17 protein-coding genes and 2 pseudogenes are annotated in these 15971 nt (G+C 35.0%); 11 read left to right on the top strand and 8 right to left on the bottom strand.

The annotated features are described in order from the left end of the window. Both ACLKMH_RS15565 and ACLKMH_RS15560 read right to left on the bottom strand, forming a co-directional pair. On the bottom strand, positions 1-861 hold the full coding sequence (locus ACLKMH_RS15565) for an IS3 family transposase (RefSeq protein WP_413702366.1): 861 nt from the start codon (positions 859-861) through the stop codon (positions 1-3). An 11-nt stretch (positions 862-872) separates the two neighbouring features. Then, entirely contained in the window at positions 873-1178 is a 306-nt protein-coding gene (locus tag ACLKMH_RS15560) for a transposase (protein ID WP_413698816.1), read from the bottom strand. A gap of 735 nt (positions 1179-1913) precedes the next feature. Between ACLKMH_RS15560 and ACLKMH_RS15555 the strand changes: the two genes are divergently transcribed. The 5 genes from ACLKMH_RS15555 to ACLKMH_RS15535 all read left to right on the top strand — a co-directional run bounded on the left by ACLKMH_RS15555 (position 1914) and on the right by ACLKMH_RS15535 (position 5797). Next, positions 1914-2594 carry a hypothetical protein gene (locus ACLKMH_RS15555; protein WP_413698970.1) on the top strand — a complete coding sequence of 227 codons (681 nt, stop codon included), beginning with the start codon at positions 1914-1916 and terminating at the stop codon, positions 2592-2594. Between the two features lie 126 nt (positions 2595-2720). Continuing rightward, positions 2721-2984 carry a helix-turn-helix transcriptional regulator gene (locus tag ACLKMH_RS15550; protein WP_413698969.1) on the top strand — a complete coding sequence of 88 codons (264 nt, stop codon included), beginning with the start codon at positions 2721-2723 and terminating at the stop codon, positions 2982-2984. A gap of 11 nt (positions 2985-2995) precedes the next feature. After that, entirely contained in the window at positions 2996-3445 is a 450-nt protein-coding gene (locus tag ACLKMH_RS15545) for a hypothetical protein (RefSeq protein WP_413698968.1), read from the top strand. 611 nt (positions 3446-4056) lie between these two features. Further along, a complete protein-coding gene (locus ACLKMH_RS15540; protein WP_413698967.1) occupies positions 4057-4635 on the top strand; it encodes a hypothetical protein in 579 nt (192 codons plus the stop codon). A gap of 181 nt (positions 4636-4816) precedes the next feature. Beyond that, a complete protein-coding gene (locus tag ACLKMH_RS15535; protein WP_413698966.1) occupies positions 4817-5797 on the top strand; it encodes a hypothetical protein in 981 nt (326 codons plus the stop codon). Positions 5798-6273: 476 nt separating this feature from the next. Here ACLKMH_RS15535 and ACLKMH_RS15530 read toward each other — a convergent pair whose 3' ends face one another. Next, a complete protein-coding gene (locus ACLKMH_RS15530) occupies positions 6274-6648 on the bottom strand; it encodes an HNH endonuclease (protein ID WP_413698965.1) in 375 nt (124 codons plus the stop codon). A gap of 788 nt (positions 6649-7436) precedes the next feature. On the opposite strand from ACLKMH_RS15530, the gene ACLKMH_RS15525 reads away from it, so the two are divergent. Beyond that, complete coding sequence (locus ACLKMH_RS15525) at positions 7437-7643, top strand: ParD-like family protein (protein WP_413698964.1); 207 nt, start codon at positions 7437-7439, stop codon at positions 7641-7643. Continuing rightward, positions 7636-8412, top strand: coding sequence for a type I methionyl aminopeptidase (gene map / locus ACLKMH_RS15520; RefSeq protein ID WP_413698963.1), 777 nt, complete (start codon positions 7636-7638; stop codon positions 8410-8412). The genes ACLKMH_RS15525 and map overlap by 8 nt, the downstream gene beginning before the upstream one ends. 141 nt (positions 8413-8553) lie before the next feature. Here the strand turns inward: map and ACLKMH_RS15515 are convergent, their stop codons facing one another. The 4 genes and pseudogenes from ACLKMH_RS15515 to ubiU form a co-directional block, all read right to left on the bottom strand. Continuing rightward, positions 8554-8694, bottom strand: a complete 141-nt coding sequence (locus ACLKMH_RS15515) for a hypothetical protein (RefSeq protein WP_413698962.1) — start codon at positions 8692-8694, stop codon at positions 8554-8556. A gap of 1 nt (position 8695) precedes the next feature. Beyond that, positions 8696-9097, bottom strand: a complete 402-nt coding sequence (locus ACLKMH_RS15510; protein WP_413698961.1) for a hypothetical protein — start codon at positions 9095-9097, stop codon at positions 8696-8698. Positions 9098-9521: 424 nt separating this feature from the next. Further along, positions 9522-10397, bottom strand: coding sequence for a U32 family peptidase (locus ACLKMH_RS15505; RefSeq protein ID WP_413698960.1), 876 nt, complete (start codon positions 10395-10397; stop codon positions 9522-9524). Between the two features lie 49 nt (positions 10398-10446). Continuing rightward, positions 10447-11441: pseudogene (gene ubiU / locus ACLKMH_RS15500) on the bottom strand (ubiquinone anaerobic biosynthesis protein UbiU). Between the two features lie 142 nt (positions 11442-11583). On the opposite strand from ubiU, the gene ubiT reads away from it, so the two are divergent. Beyond that, the gene (gene ubiT, locus ACLKMH_RS15495) at positions 11584-12105 is read left to right on the top strand and encodes a ubiquinone anaerobic biosynthesis accessory factor UbiT (RefSeq protein WP_413698959.1); all 522 of its coding nucleotides are present in this window, start codon (positions 11584-11586) and stop codon (positions 12103-12105) included. A 109-nt stretch (positions 12106-12214) separates the two neighbouring features. Continuing rightward, a complete protein-coding gene (locus tag ACLKMH_RS15490) occupies positions 12215-12877 on the top strand; it encodes a hypothetical protein (protein WP_413698958.1) in 663 nt (220 codons plus the stop codon). Here the strand turns inward: ACLKMH_RS15490 and ACLKMH_RS15485 are convergent. Further along, entirely contained in the window at positions 12866-13765 is a 900-nt protein-coding gene (locus ACLKMH_RS15485; RefSeq protein ID WP_413698957.1) for a tetratricopeptide repeat protein, read from the bottom strand. The two genes, ACLKMH_RS15490 and ACLKMH_RS15485, sit on opposite strands and share 12 nt — an antisense overlap. Positions 13766-13939: 174 nt before the next feature. Between ACLKMH_RS15485 and dapA the strand changes: the two are divergent. After that, positions 13940-14822, top strand: a pseudogene (gene dapA, locus ACLKMH_RS15480) (4-hydroxy-tetrahydrodipicolinate synthase). After that, the gene (bamC, locus tag ACLKMH_RS15475) at positions 14819-15943 is read left to right on the top strand and encodes an outer membrane protein assembly factor BamC (RefSeq protein ID WP_413698956.1); all 1125 of its coding nucleotides are present in this window, start codon (positions 14819-14821) and stop codon (positions 15941-15943) included. The pseudogene dapA and the gene bamC overlap by 4 nt, the downstream one beginning before the upstream one ends. Positions 15944-15971: the final 28 nt, after the last annotated feature.

Raw genomic sequence — 15971 nt, 5'->3', positions numbered from 1 at the left:
TCAATAAAAACCGGACACCTTTTTAGCGACTTTATTTTCATATTGAATTGGTGATAAATACCCATTAACTGAATGCGGGCGTTTACCATTGTAATAAGCAAGATAATCTAAAATACTTAGCTCAGTTGCTTTCTTTGTTTTGAATGTTTCATAGTTCAATTGCTCATGCTTTAAACTTCGGAAGAAGCGTTCTGTCGGTGCATTATCCCAGCATTCACCTTTGCCACTCATACTCACATTCATTTTCATCGTATTTAGTAATTTTCTATAATCATCACTAGTATACTGGCTACCTCTGTCTGAGTGGTGCAACAGACCAGAAGTTGGTTTTCTTTGCCAGTAGGCCATATTCAGTGCATTACTACATAACTCAGTGCGCATATTATCTGCAATTGTCCAACCCACAATACGGCGTGAATATAAGTCCATCACGACTGCTAAATAGATAAACCCTTGATGCGTAGCGATATAAGTAATATCTGTTGTCCAAACACGATCACTCTCATTAACTGTGAATTTTCTATTTAGTTTATTCGGCTCAATTCGATTACTATGGTTGCTATCGGTGGTCGTTTTAAATTTCTTCGGATAGCGAGCGACAAGGCCCAATTTACGCATTGTAGAGCGTGCTTTAAAGCGACCAATAACAATGTTTTTCTTTGCTAGTTCAGTCACCATACGTCTGCTACCTAAAGTCATTTTATGCTCTTTGAATGTGCTTTTTACTGCGCTGTCCAAATGAAATTCTGGCGCATCAAAAGGCTTGATTGGTGCATGTATCCAATCATAAAATGCACTTGAGCTTACTTTCATCACGCGACACATTACTCTAATTGGCCAGTCTTCTTTATGTTTTAGAATAAATTGAAATCTTATTCTTTTTCGTTCGCAAAGAAGACTGTGGCCTTTTTTAGGATGTCACGCTCCATTTTTAATCGGTTGTTTTCTTTACGTAACGCCTCTAGTTCTGCTCGCTCTGATATGTTTAATGTTGATTGTTTAGAGCCTGGCTTTGAATCTGTATGAGTTTCAATTCTTACCCAACGTGTAATGGCACTCAGTGATACACCGAGATTGTTAGCGACTTCTTGCCTACTGTATCCTTGTTCAGTAACCAACTTTACTGCACTTTGTTTAAATTCTACTGTAAATACTGGACGTGTTGTTTTCTTCTTCATAATCTACCTCTACTAGACATATTAACTGAAGTCTTTAGAAGTGTCCGGTAATATTAAACCACTACACTCAGGTTAGCCAAGCTTACAATCATTCAACATACATGAGCCAACGTATTAAAATTATGGAATGGTGGAGCAATCATATTGAATCGGCTTCAATTGGCAATATCAGCCTATCAGGTAGAAAAGGTTTAAAAGCAGTAAATAGCTAATCATATTAAAAAAGCCGAAAAACCTATACCAACCTATACCAGCAACGACACAAGCCAATAAATACGGGGTTCTAGCTGGTATAGGTTACTTAATTAGTAATAATCCAGCAAATAGACCTATACCACTTAACACAAACCCAGTGATACAAAGGCTCACAGAGCTTTTATATATCTATATTATATATTTAAATTAATATAATAAAGATAAGTAATTACTCATAAAGCCCGTATTCACTGGCTTTCGGGGTAGGTGGTATTGGTCTAAAACTGAAATATCGAAACCTATACCATTTTATGGATTATAGGCACTTTATTTTTAAATGTGACCTGTCACGGTTGAGATTAATTGTTTTTATATGGATCACTGTTATTTCTGACAGCATACCTATTAACACCTCCTCGCACTGTTTAGACAAACAGGTTATTATTTAACCTTACTTACTTGGCTAGGGTAGCTCCCGAACAGCCGATAACCTAACGGCTTGCCAAGTAGTATCAATTAGGTTTTCTCAGAGGTGAGAAGATGAAAAGCTTTAAATTTATTGATATTGATGAAGATCTCCTAAATTGGGAGAATGGTAAAGGCTTAATAGATTCATTAATACGAATAGAATCTGATATACATAAATATAACAAAAACTATCAAGAATTAATTTCTAAAATAAACATCGATGAAATAAACGAAAATAAAAACGCATTTAAAATAGCTCAAGATGAAATGCTTCAATTACTAAATGTTAATAAAGATGAATTTACAACTACAGACTATGAAGAGCTTAAACGACTTTCAGCAAATTCATACAAGGCCAGTAATAAATTAGTAACGGATTTAATTAATTTAAATAACTTAAAAGATTCAAGCAATATAGAAATGAATAAAGCGGAAAGCCTTTTATCAGGGCTTGAAAATACTATGTTAAGTTTTGCTAACGAATTAACAAACTTACAAATTAAAAAAAGAAACCAAGCAGGGCCGAAAGCTCTAACGGCCAAAATGCAGGCTCAAATAAATAAAGCTACTAAAATAATTGAAGAACACGCGATTAAATTCCCTCAAGAGTTAAACAAGGAATGTAGCGCAAATAATATCAAGTCAAGACTAGATGAAGAGATCAAAGCAAAGCTAAATTTACGTAGTCTTACAACGGCAATAAAATATAGAAATTATGCTTTAAAAAACCTAGATTTCCATATCCCAGACTAGCAATAAAGTAATAATTACTATCAACCTTTAAACTTTGGTACTAAACACTAAAGGTTGATACTTTTTTAATTTGAATCCTACCTTAATAATCCCCCTTGAACTTATACGAACCTCAAGGGGCATATCATGCAAGACCACGAAAAACAGAATACTTTTAAAATATATCGTCAGCCTACTGTATCTAATTTATTTGGTATTGGTAAATCGAGCACCTATGAAAGAATTAAAAAAGGGATATTGCCTCCACCAATTTCATTAGGTGGGCGATCCGTGGGATGGGTTGCAAGTGAAGTTGAAAGCGTACTTAAGGCAATGATCAGAGGTGAAAGTGAAGCACAGCTTAAAGCTTTGGTGATTGAACTAACCAATCAACGTCAAGAACTACATTAGGAGCGCTTACGATGACCGATAATAAAAAGGTTGCTTCTACCAAAGCAGAAACAACCCAATTAAACCGCGTTAGCCCAACGCTTGACGCTAATACTAGCACCGCAAGCACTACAAATAAACCGCCTTTAATGGCTGAATATGTAGAGATTGCTTGTGATCATTTACTTCAATTAGGCACTCAAGGAATTAGCAAAACAGGGGCACATGCTTTATTCAGTGATGGCGCATTCAATACTACGGTGAGCAAATTAAAGAAGAAGTACAACATCAACTTATCACGCGAACTACGCACCAAAACTAGCAAGCTAGGTAAAAAAGTTCACCCTATGTTTTATTGGATTAAAGATAAAAACATGGCGCGTGAAGTCGTTTTATTGAGCAATCGATTAAAGCTTTTACGCAATGCTGAACCTATCAGCGCAAAGCTAGAAAGCATCTTATTAAACAACTTTCCCGAATAGCACTACCGATAGCCCAACGGAGTAAATCATGCAAACAATTACACTTAAGATAGTGGGTAATTTATTGGCCTTGATGGAATTTAGCGCCAACGATGAACCGCATCAGACCACAAAAATAGTAATAAATGAACGCCCTCGGCTCATTTCAGACTTGATAAGCCGACTCAATGCGGTTAAGCTCTTTTTAACTGGCTTAAGCAACCAGTTAAAAAGCCGGTGGATTAAGCACCCTCTAGCATTCCTAAGCGTAGGAAAATCAAACGACCTCATTTTTATTATTCGCCTTAATTGGTTAGTGATTAACTGTATCTATACAGTATGTATTCATACAGTTTTGGGGGCACGAACACGAGAGCCAAAGAAAACGCTCCCACTTTGCCGACCTACGCTGGCAATGCTTTGAGGCTACTCAGTTCATCTACCTAAAATTTTTTAGCGTAGGTAAATCACTATGAAAAATACAAACCACAAAATAGATCCCTCTATCGCTTTTTATAAAAATCAGCGACCGCCACCGCGCATAATTTCTTTATAGCTAATATACGTAGCATTTCAGCATCAACTTTAATAAGCATTAATACAAACTTTCCTTTGCGTAATGGAGATTAATCATGAGCACAACACAAATAAACCCACGTAGATTTAAAGATTTTTATGGTAATCCAATGGCTTCTATTGGCAATTACCAACAAGATTTAAAAACAGGTGAATTGTTAGCCTCGCAAATAGTTGAGGCGATACAAGCCCCTAAAGAACATCTCGAACCGATAAAAAACACGCGATTAACAGCGTTAGTGAATCGATTGCCGAAAGGAAATGATTTTAATAATAATGGTCTGATTATTGGTTTATTTGCTGGTTTATCGGCAAGCCTTGAGCCTATTTTTAAAGAGAATCCTTTACAGGGTGAACCATGTAGCCAACAAAGCTCATTAGACTTTATAAGTGAGAGCGCAGAATACGCCGATCAATTTAACGACAGAGTAAGAGTTATTATTGAGCAGTGGAGTATTAACTTTTCGTGTGCGGTTAATGATGAAAATTACCAAGGCATAGAGCGTTATCTTTTAAGTGGCTTGGTACTGGATTTACCAAAAGCTTTTGATTTTGTAAAAAGTCCTTATACCTGTTTTTGTTTTAACTTAATGCTATTGCTCAAAAAGTCACTTCCTGAGCAAGCAGTAGAATAATAAGGTGTAGGGTATGCAAGGTACAAAAAAACCGCTGAAATAGCGGTTTAATTGAATTCTAATAAGTCTTAGAAACTTAATAGAATATTCGTTTTTTCAACGGGCTAGTTGAACAACTGCAAATATTATATGAAAATTTAACCAGTTAGACAACTGCCCACAAAATAATAACGGGCTAATAATGTTTATAAACCTAAGTACACCAATAAGCACATGTAAGAAATTAACTGATACAGACAAACTTATTTTATCAGATACTATTTCATTCCAAGAAACTTACCAAAGACTTTCACAATCGGAGAAAACAAAAGATACGTATAAGGGGAAAAACGTTAAATCAAACGAGTTTTATGCCTGGCAATTAGGCAAAAGTAGAAAAACAATAAGCGACTCTATACAGAGACTTTTTAAGCTAGGGCTAATTGGCAAGTTATCAGGAGTAACGAGTACTGGAGGTTATAGGTTAATATACCCAATGATGGAAAATATTAAAATATATTTGCAAACTAATGGAGTAAGTAAACCAGAAAGCAGAAAATTTTCATTATCCATTAACAATGCAGAAACGAACAATATACCAGTTGATTTTGTCACTAGTGGCAAAGTTGACAATACCACAAATACCGAGTGTAAAAATTACTCTACCCCTAGTGTAAAACTTGCCATACCCGAGTGTAAAAAGTACTCCGTAAATAACAGTATTAAACCACAGTGTAAAAACACAGTTACTACAACTTCATTAATAAATAATGAAGAGCATAAAATTCTACATATAAAAAAGCTAATCTGTGAAGATTTAGGTCTATCCATCAATAATGAGATATTTGCCATTTACGATATTTCTCATGAATGGTCTAAAACAGTCTTAAATGTGAACATACCAAAAAAACCAAACACAACAGTAATTGAAAATTTACTTTATTCTAATTTTACGAAAGATAAAGAAGATTTATTCAATTATTTAGACAGTCGTTATCAACAACGCAATATAAAAATGCGAGATAAACAAGTTAATTTATCTTGGTTACTTGGCCTAGGTGACAACACTCTTAACGGTTCAACTTCAATTGAAGATTTGATCATTAAAGAAAATGAAACAGAGCCTCTTAAATATTGGTCAAGTAAAGAAACAGCGGAATTAAGTAATCAGCTTTTCAATTAAACAAATAGGTTTATATTTTTAACTATGGTGATAAATTTTTTATGGAGGGTATCGCTATAATTTCGATACTCTTTCTTTTAATAGTACAAAATTGTTTTTAGACTTGTTGAAAATAGATTTTTTATCAGTGGTGGTGATGCCCTATATAACCGAAAACTAGCCGACAAACGCGACTCCGCGCCCCCGTATGTATCAACCGCTCAGGAGTACCTTTTTTATTTAAAGCGCCTACTGGTATAGGTTTGTTTAAAAATCTTGGGTGATGTTAATTACTAGAAGTAAAAATGTGTTTAAAAGCGAATTGATAAGCAAATGATCCACCGTTACCACCATTCAAACACCAATCTATTTTATGCTTTCCGACTTATAGAAGTGTAAATTTCAATTTCAAAAAAAGATCCTTATTTATTGCGCGTAAAAATTACATTAGGCGGACGGTCAGGTATGCATAAGGATGTAGAGATTTACATACCCCCTTACAATGTACGCCTACTTAATCTTGATTCTGAGCTTGTCTTATCCTTATGGCATGGGATACAAAGGGCTTGAAGATTGCTTTCGCTGTTATCACCTCCAAGGCTCTTTGGTTTGATGTGATCAACTTGGTTTGCTTCAACTGCGAGGCCTTTCTTTAAGCAGTTTTGACACAAAAAACGGTCTCTTTTTAGTATTTCTTTACGTAAAACAGCCCATTTATGACCATAACCGCGTGAACTACTGGACTGTTTTGTACCATTTGAGCGAACCCAACCGCATGAATCAGTCTTATGTTCGTCACAATATCCATTTTTATTGCGTGTAATGGCTCGGCATCCTCTTTTTCTGCATGGTCTATTTGTTCTTGGTGGCATCGAAACAACCCTAAAGTGAGATGAAAGTTCTATTATCTCTAAAACCTGTCAAACAAACCAAAAATTTGATTAATATATTCCCCTATAATAAATATTATAAAGTTATGCATCCCTTGCTATTAATGGCTTTAAGAGAAGTATTAAAAACTTCCTATGTCGGGAATATGTCGGAGTGAGCTTAAAATTATGATAACTTTAATATATTGGTTGATTGATTCGATATTTAAGCTTGTACCGGTTCAATTTATTTACAATATGGTATAGGTTCAACAATTGATTATTATGATAAATATAGACCTATACCGGCTACAACCCACGTATTTAAAGGGATTCGGTCAAAATGGTACTGGTGGTAGTGGTATTTTGCGTTTTTTGGACTTGAGATAATTTAAAAACTTTATTTTCTATCAATGCTAAAAGATTCAATGGTAAAAACTATTATTTAGAGTAACAACATTTAATTGATGACTTTTACAAAATGTAAGACGATTTGTAAGACGTTCTTATGTTTGGTTATATAAATAATTTATTAATCAATTGCTTACAGTGTGAGTTTGACTGTCTCCGTCACCGCCACATTATGTACCGAGCAGGTACGAGAAGAACCCGTAACGCTTTGTAATAAAGCCTTGCGGGTTTTTTTATGCTTTATCACTTATCACTTATCACTAAGTTAACTCCATTCGTAATCATTAGCCCTCGCTGACAGAACAGGCCATATAAACAACAATTGACAGTTTAAAATACTAAATATATGATTTATATATAAACCGTATATGGAGTGTGTAATGGGAATCGTAAAAATTTCAGATGATCTACATGATGAAATAAGAAAATCGAGTAGTGTGATGTCACGTTCAATTAATTCACAAGCTGAGTTTTGGATAAAAATGGGAATGCTAGCAGAATTGAACCCAACCCTTACTTTTCATGAAATTATTAAAGAACAACTGCTAAAAGAAACCTTAACAGTCGGTGAAGTTATTAATGGATAACCGAATGATCAAAACTGAAGCTGAAATAAACTTTATGAGAGAGTCTGGAAAACTTTTAGCACAGGTATTTAAAATGTTAGATTCCTATGTGTGCGAAGGCATCACTACAATGGATATCGACACTAAAGTCGATAATTATATTGTAGATGCTCTAAAAGCTCGACCCGCGAGTAAAGGGCAGTACGGTTACCAGTTCTCTCTTAATTCTTCCGTTAACGATGTTGTATGTCATGGGCTTCCTTCTAAAACTTACCAGTTAAAATCAAAAGATATCGTAAACATAGATATTACCTTAGAGAAAAATGGATTCATTAGTGATTCAAGTAAAATGTATGTGTTGAGTACCGCAAGTTCTGAAGCGAAACGTTTAGTTAAAACGACTTATGAAGCTATGTGGCAAGGGATTAAAGCAGTAAAACCAAAAGCGAGATTAGGTGATATCGGGCATGCGATTCAAAAACATGCTGAGTCTGCTGGTTATAGTGTGGTGCGTGAATATTGCGGTCATGGCATTGGAAAAGAAATGCATGAAGATCCCCAAGTGCTTCATTATGGAAAACCTAACTCAGGATTAACGCTTGAAGAAGGAATGATTTTTACTATTGAACCTATGATCAACCAAGGTAGCTATAAAATTAAAACCAAAAAAGATGGTTGGACAGTTATTACTAAGGATAAAAAACTGTCAGCCCAATGGGAACATACTATATTAGTGACCAAGACAGGTTATGAGGTGTTAACACTTCGCGAAGATGAAATAGTTCTTTAACGTTATTATTTTCGTCGCGGACTAAGAGCAATTTAACAGGTGAATTAAATATTTCCCTCTAATTTTCAATAAAGAGAATTGCAAAAAAATAGCGTACTAAGGATCAAATTAATACGCTCAGGAGTTGTTGAGTAACTTTACTTAATCAACTTTAGTATTTGTTGTCCATTGCTGAAATGCTGAAAAATCCATACTACAAGGTTGTAGTGTTAAGTCTTTAATTTGATGTTGTGATGTTCCATTACGACCTAATCTTGTGGCAAGACCAGCAGTAAGACACATATCAGTTTGCTTTAACTGGGCTTATTGTCCCAGCACCGGTGAATGCTAAGTTTTGAAGCTCACTTCCATCACAAGGTGCCAGTGAAACGGTTGATCCAGCTTCTAAGCCGGTAAGTTGTGCGCACACATTAAATTCTGGCATGAAAAGGGCATTATTCTCAAAACGCGTTGTTTCAAAAATTTGATCCTTTCCTAATGCACCTTTATAGCTATAACAAGTATGCACTTGTAAACCATTTGATGTATCAATATCAGCATTACCACCTTTAATATCTAAACAGTAACCACCTAAAAAACCATCAAGGTTCTTCATTAGTGTTATTTCCGCATTTTCAGCCTTTGCGACTGTGACAAATAGCGTTGCCGTAGTAACCATTGTATAAATCAGTTTTTTATTAATCATGTTTTCACCTAGTAGTAAATTATTGCCAATACGCTCACATTATATTCATATCATTATTCAACATAATGAATTCGACTATTTTCATTTAAAAAATAGTTGGTTTTTGCATATTACGGGCTAATTTCTATTGTTACTACAATCATAAATTTGTACCTTAAATTGTAAGCATTAATAGAAAATGATGCCGTTGTTCTAATGTCTATTAATGTCTATTAAAGTCTAGTAATTATTATAAAGAATTTGAAGTAACGTAATTTTTTTATAAAAACACTGTTATGAGTTTACATATGAAGACTTAACAAAAGGAAAGGTTGTTATTAGAAAATCTTTTAAAATGTGTTGTAACTAAAACCTGCAAGAAAGTAATAAATTCGCTCGTACTGGTTAAAAATACGAACGACTTATTCGTTACTGATAGCTTTTATTAACTAGTTTGTAAGCCTGCTATTTGATGCCAGAAACCGTTACATTCTTTTTGTGCTAATTTGGTCGGCATTACGTCGTTATTGAGCGCGTGGCGATATTGCTTCAAAATATCAAAGGCTTGTTTATCGGAAGGACTAATACGTGCGACATCAACTAAGCCTTGCATTGAAGGTAAATCATTAATTAAGTTATAACAATAACCTGATTGAGTTTGAATACCATTTAATACAAATACTTGTTGGTCTTCTTGGGTGGTGGTGACTCGACCCTGTGGGTATTTAATGCAACAGAGTTCACAGTCGTCTTTTGCTTTATTTTCAGAGCGAGCGGTAAAACAACGAGCAGAATAGGCTAATGGCATATATCCCTGTGAAAACACTTCTATTTCAAATTGATCTCTTATGCCTAAATCTTCACAGTCAGTGACGATTTTAGTTAACCAATCCCGTGATAATTCTACTGGCATTACCCAACGTTGCATGCCTTTATTAACAAACATTTTGATAACAGATGCGTTATAACAATTGATTGCAGGGCCACAAACAAAGGGCACTTTCAAATTACTGAGGATTTCAATGGCACCAACATCATTGGCTTCAACACTTAATTCACCATTTTCGCAAAGCTGTTTAAGTACTTTAATTTCTGAAGGCGCTTCTAACAATGCCATGCTTGATAAGATAATTTCTTTACCTTGTCCGTTTAAGGACTTTGCTAAATTTATCCAGTCTCTTGTTTTTAATTCTCTGCGTTTACTGCAAACGGTTTCACCTAAATAAATAATATCTGCTTCGCTTTCAAGGGCTGATTGATAAAAAGACTCAACGGTTTGTTTTGGCCAATAATATAAAAGCGGGCCTAATGATAATTTCATATTGTTCCTATTGTTAGCAATTTGTATTTCGTTCAATTAAATTATGACCTTATTGCCATTCACGATGATATGCGCCTAATGTGGTTTGGCTTCCCTCAGAAACATTAGCAAGTACGCTGGTTCCATTGGTCTTTTACTTGATATTGTTCAGGGTTAGCTTTGTAACTATCAATCGCTTCTCGCCATACACGCGTAATTTGTTCGACATAGGCGGGGCTTCGTTGTCTACCTTCAATTTTGACCGAGCAAATATTTGCTTTCATCAATTCTGGCACCATAGATAAAGTATTTAAACTGGTGGGCTCTTCGAGTGCATGGTAAAGGTTATCACCGACATTAAATTTACCTTTACATAAAGTAGGGTATCCCGCTTTTTCATCTTTTTGATAACGGTCTATTAATATATCGTTTAAACGTGATTCAAGACCAGTGTCGGTTTCACTCCACCTGACGTATTTAGCTGGTGAACATGCACCGACAGTGTTAGGAGATTCTCCGGTAAAGTAAGATGACAAATAACATCTTCCTTCGGCCATTATACAAAGGCTACCAAAGGCAAAAACTTCTAGCGGAATATTCGTATTACGCGAAAGTTGTTTCACCTGTTGAATCGATAAAACGCGTGGTAATACGACGCGTTTAATATTAAAGTTTTTAGCATAAAAATCGATAGGCGCCGTGTTAGTAGCAGAAGCTTGAACACTTAAATGTAAATCAAGTTCAGGGTATTTATTGGTGGCATAATCTAAGGTTGCAATATCAGCAATGATAGCGACATTAGCACCAAGGTCGACACATTTATCAACGGCATTTTGCCAGCGTTTTTCTTCACCTGGGTGGGCAAAGGTATTAATTGCTACATGTAGATGTTTATCATGATTATGTACATATTGCGCGCCTTTGATAAGCTTTTTCATTAAAATTTAGACCAGCGAAATGGCGAGCATTGGTATCGTCTTTAAGGCCAATATAGACAGCGTCAGCACCACAATCAATGGCGGTTTTTAAGGCAGGTAAGTCGCCGGCGGGACAGAGAAGTTCCATTTGTGTTCACTATTGTCAAATAGGTTCAATTGTAGAAATATCGACAAAACATTTATTGATATAGAGCAGGGTTGAGTCATTCTTTAACATTTATACTGTTGTTTTTATTATATAAAACCATTAAAAAAGTAAGAGAATTATTATGTTAAAGCCATTACTCAATAACCTTCAACATCAGTTAGTAAAAAACGCCCCCTCAGTCTTATCTTTTCCAAGTACATTGGTACCTTTTTTTATTCAAAAGAAATTATTATCTGAATTACTAATTTGTTTGTTTAAAGAAGCAATTGAAGATGACGAGCTTGATTTTTTAGAAGATAAATGGCTGAAGGTAGAAGTTTCAGACCTAGGTTTCTGTTGGTATATTAGCTTTGAAAATAATCAATTAATTATTCAAGAGAATTGCCCTAAAGTTGATGTTACTTTTTCTGGAAATGTTAACGATTTAATTTTAATTGCAGGACGTAAAGAAGATCCTGATACATTATTTTTCCAACGCCGTTTATCTATTCAAGGTGATACAGAGCTTGGTTTAGAAGTTAAAAACCTATTAGATAATATTGATTTCGATAATTTACCAAACCTTGCTAAGCAAGCTATTGAGCACTTTTCATCCTTCATACAACAGGGTATCGATGCTCCTTTGAAAACAGCGAGTATTTAACATTCATTAATTGCTAAAAAATTCTGTTTCATGGTTTGATTGTGTTTCTAATCCTGTTATTTTAATGACTAATTTTGTTACAAAGTCTGAAATATTTTTAAGGGGTAAAATGAATCACGATAAAACAGTAAAAGTGACCTTTATACATACAGCACAGGTCTTGGTGAAGGTCTTTTCAGACTTGATTGAAAAGCACCAACTCAATATTACTGCGCAACATGTCGTTCACAGTGAATTACTTGAAAGGGCGATTAAACAGGGAATGACAACTGAACTTGCCGAGAAAATTAAAGAGACTTGTATATCCTATTCTAAAGACAGTGAATTAGTCGTTTGTACCTGCTCAAGTTTAGGAGAAGTCGCTGAAAATATAAGGTTAGAGAATGGCAAACAAGTGATCCGCATTGATCGTGCGATGGCAAATACTGCGGTACATTCAGGTGAAAATATTTTAGTGTTAGCGGCTTTAGAAAGTACCTTAGCACCCACTGCTACGGTATTAAATTCATCACAGAAAATTGAGAAAACTGATAATAATATTGAATATCATGTTGTTGAAAATTGTTGGCCATTTTTTCTAGATGGAGAAATAAATAAATATCACCAGGCGATTGCTGATGTAATTGCACAAAAACAAGATAATTATGATTGTATTGTGCTAGCACAGGCTTCTATGACAGATGCGATTTCTTTAGTTAAAGATAAAAGGGCACTTATGTTAAGTAGCCCAGACATTGGTATTCAATTATTAGCGAAGCAGTTAATACAGTAAGCTGTATAATTTTCTTCGGTATTCGCTGACTAATTTAGCATCTTCAATAGTGGCTAAAATATCCATAAAGGTTTTTTTAGTTTCACCATCTTCATAATTTAAATCAACCAATAAGATACTATAAAGCAGTGCTAATGCTTCACTGTTTCTGTTGGCTTGATTATATTGGATTGCCAATTTATGTTTGATTGGCATTTCATCTTTTGATTCTTTTTCTGCGCTTTCTAGCTCGGCTTCAAGAGATGTTATTTCTGGTGTTTGCGACGATTGTTTAGCTAATTCTAATTGTGATATCAAACTATGATAAATCATATTTTGATCCGCCATTGGAATGGATTCTAATAACGGAGATGCATTTTCAAATTCCCCTAAGGCTAAGTATATTTGTGCTAGCGCCAGTTTAATATCGTTATAATTTTCGTTTTTAACCGTGCCTTTTAGATCCGTGTCACTCTGCGCTAACTTTAATGCCTCTAATAATATTTGTTTAGCTTGCTCGATTTCACCCTGTGCAAATAAGGTTTGTCCCTGTTGCAAAAGAGTGAGTATTTGATCCGGTGTATGTTTATTAATAAATTCACTAATAAAGGCTTCGGTTTGTTCTCCAGCAAAACCATCAACTCCTTTACCATCAACAAACATAAATACACTTGGCACACTTTGAACACCAAAATGATTTACGATTTCTTGTTCTGTATCACAATTGATCCGTGCAACCACAAAGGCCTGTTCATCCTGAGCATGAATTTTATCGATGATAGGTAAAAGAGCATTACAAATTGGACATTGTTGAGACCAAAAAATGACCAGTACAGGCTTTTGCTTTGAGCCTTCTAAGATAAGTGGTGGAAAAGTAGAAACAGTAACGTCATGATTATTAACCGACATGTGTACCTCAAATATATAAATAAGTTCAATTTTGACTAGAATATCTTCTTATACGTTGAACACAAGCAACAAAGTATAAAAATTGTTGTTATAGGTATGATCTATTTGCTTTATTACTTGTTTTTAGTGCCATGCAAAAGTAACATTGAGTGACTAAAAACAGGAGACTTTGATATGTTAACAGGTAGTATTGTCGCACTAGTGACCCCAATGGATAAAACTGGCGAAATAGATTTTAATGCACTTAAAGAGCTGGTTGAATTTCATATAAAATCTGGCACTGCGACAATTGTTGCTGTGGGTACAACTGGTGAGTCTGCAACACTAAATGTTGATGATCATGTTAAGGTGGTGATGAAAGTTGTTGAATTTGCTCGCAGGAAGAATTGATATTATTGCAGGAAATGGTGCAAACTCGACTGCTGAAGCAATTACCTTTAGTAAATTATTTGCCAATAGTGGTGTAGTTGCAGGTTTAAATGTCACGCCTTATTATAACAAACCTACACAGGAAGGTTTGTACCAGCACTTTAAAGCTATTGCCGAATCCTCCGACCTAGCACAAATTCTATATAATGTTCCAGGGCGTACAGCGGTTGATATGTTACCTGAAACAGTTGCTCGTTTATCTAAAATCGATAATATTATTGGTATTAAAGAAGCGACTGGTGATTTGCAACGTCTTGCTGAAATAAAAGCATTAGTCGCTGATGATTTTCTTTTATACAGTGGTGACGATGAAACAGGTTGTGACTTTATGTTACAGGGCGGAAACGGTGTTATTTCTGTAACAAGTAATGTTGCTCCGGTTGAAATGGCTAAAATGTGTGACTTTGCACTTTCAGGCAAGTCAGATGAAGCACAAGCGATTAATCAACAATTGATGCCCGTTCATCAAAAGCTATTTGTAGAATCAAATCCTATTCCAGTTAAATGGGCTTGTGCTGAATTAGGTTTAATACCTTCTGCAGATGCACGTTTACCATTAACTATTTTAGCGCCTCAATTACAAAGTGTTGTCAGTGATGCGTTGAAAGAGGCTAAGCTTTTTTCATGAAATTAACTCTAAAACATAATCGTAGAACACTTGCTGTTATCATCGCACTTTCGCTTACTGGGTGTGTGCGTTTTGATACGCGTATGCAAGCGAATAGTGACTTTGAATATAGTGAAGCATCATTAGAAAAGCCTTATTCAACAGGTGATTTTAGCAATGATGAAGCGCGTAATACCTTTGCGATCCCAGAATTAACAGAGCAACAAAAACAAACTGGTTATACCTTATCTGACGTTGATGTGAGACCTCCGACACAATTTACCCCTGTTATTGATGGCGTCGTATTAGATTCATCCTCTACTAACGCAACTAAAATTTGGTTTAATGCATTTAAACAAAATGAAGATATTGAAGCGAGAGTTTGGAGCTTAATTAATGCTTATTTAAATGAAAATAATGTTCAAGTTGTTAACAGAAATGATGTTCTGCAAAGCATAGAAACAGGCACTTTTATTGAACAAGTGACCTTCGGTAGTTTTTTCAATACTAATTCATTAACAAGAGAGTCAAGTTATAAACTTAGTGTTGATAAATTACTTAGTGGGCACAGTGTTTCTTTAACCGTGGATGCATTAAACTACCGTGAAACCAATGAAGGTGTTGAATTAAAGTTTGACCTTGAAGGTAAACGTAAAAGTGAAATTGAAACGCGTTTTGTGAATAAACTTTTAGAGTTTGCTTATATGGTTAAAGAAAATGAGCAACTTGAAAATGCTGATAAACAACCACTGGATATTAAATTAGGCTTTGATGATAATCATCAAAATGCTTGGATAGTTGATAGTGAGTTTGTTGATACTTGGCGAAAAATTCCAACATTATTTACTTTGCTTAATTTTGATATCGTTGAAAAAGACAAAAACCTTGGCTACTTCCTATTAAAATTTGATCAACCAGATCAAGATTACTGGCAAGAAAATAATTTGAAACCTTTTGAGCTTGATGAAGCAGAATATTTTGTTCAACTTGGCGAGTTGACCGGTGGGGTAACTTCTCTTTCATGGTTAGATGAAGATAAGAATCCATTATCAGATCAAAAAATTACTGAGTTATATTTAAGTATCACTGAACATTTGCGTGATGCGTTGATTGAAAGTGAGAAACAAACAAAAGAATTCTAATTTCTTTATGTCGTTTATAGGAGCCAAC

The organism is Psychromonas sp. KJ10-10 (assembly GCF_047323245.1).
Taxonomy (GTDB): Bacteria; Pseudomonadota; Gammaproteobacteria; order Enterobacterales; family Psychromonadaceae; genus Psychromonas.
The sequence above is the reverse complement of the archived record's forward strand: the minus strand, read 5'-3'. Positions and strand labels throughout refer to the sequence as shown.

Excerpts from the sequence above, each read along its gene's own strand:
- ACLKMH_RS15530 (WP_413698965.1), bottom strand. The coding sequence starts at position 6,648 with ATGCCACCAAGAACAAATAGACCATGCAGAAAAAGAGGATGCCGAGCC.
- ACLKMH_RS15550 (WP_413698969.1), top strand. The coding sequence starts at position 2,721 with ATGCAAGACCACGAAAAACAGAATACTTTTAAAATATATCGTCAGCCT.
- ACLKMH_RS15505 (WP_413698960.1), bottom strand. The coding sequence starts at position 10,397 with ATGAAATTATCATTAGGCCCGCTTTTATATTATTGGCCAAAACAAACC.
- ACLKMH_RS15540 (WP_413698967.1), top strand. The coding sequence starts at position 4,057 with ATGAGCACAACACAAATAAACCCACGTAGATTTAAAGATTTTTATGGT.
- map (WP_413698963.1), top strand. The coding sequence starts at position 7,636 with ATGGATAACCGAATGATCAAAACTGAAGCTGAAATAAACTTTATGAGA.
- ACLKMH_RS15545 (WP_413698968.1), top strand. The coding sequence starts at position 2,996 with ATGACCGATAATAAAAAGGTTGCTTCTACCAAAGCAGAAACAACCCAA.
- ACLKMH_RS15485 (WP_413698957.1), bottom strand. The coding sequence starts at position 13,765 with ATGTCGGTTAATAATCATGACGTTACTGTTTCTACTTTTCCACCACTT.
- ubiT (WP_413698959.1), top strand. The coding sequence starts at position 11,584 with ATGTTAAAGCCATTACTCAATAACCTTCAACATCAGTTAGTAAAAAAC.
- ACLKMH_RS15525 (WP_413698964.1), top strand. The coding sequence starts at position 7,437 with ATGGGAATCGTAAAAATTTCAGATGATCTACATGATGAAATAAGAAAA.
- ACLKMH_RS15535 (WP_413698966.1), top strand. The coding sequence starts at position 4,817 with ATGTTTATAAACCTAAGTACACCAATAAGCACATGTAAGAAATTAACT.
- ACLKMH_RS15560 (WP_413698816.1), bottom strand. The coding sequence starts at position 1,178 with ATGAAGAAGAAAACAACACGTCCAGTATTTACAGTAGAATTTAAACAA.
- ACLKMH_RS15510 (WP_413698961.1), bottom strand. The coding sequence starts at position 9,097 with ATGATTAATAAAAAACTGATTTATACAATGGTTACTACGGCAACGCTA.
- bamC (WP_413698956.1), top strand. The coding sequence starts at position 14,819 with ATGAAATTAACTCTAAAACATAATCGTAGAACACTTGCTGTTATCATC.
- ACLKMH_RS15490 (WP_413698958.1), top strand. The coding sequence starts at position 12,215 with ATGAATCACGATAAAACAGTAAAAGTGACCTTTATACATACAGCACAG.
- ACLKMH_RS15555 (WP_413698970.1), top strand. The coding sequence starts at position 1,914 with ATGAAAAGCTTTAAATTTATTGATATTGATGAAGATCTCCTAAATTGG.
- ACLKMH_RS15515 (WP_413698962.1), bottom strand. The coding sequence starts at position 8,694 with ATGTGTCTTACTGCTGGTCTTGCCACAAGATTAGGTCGTAATGGAACA.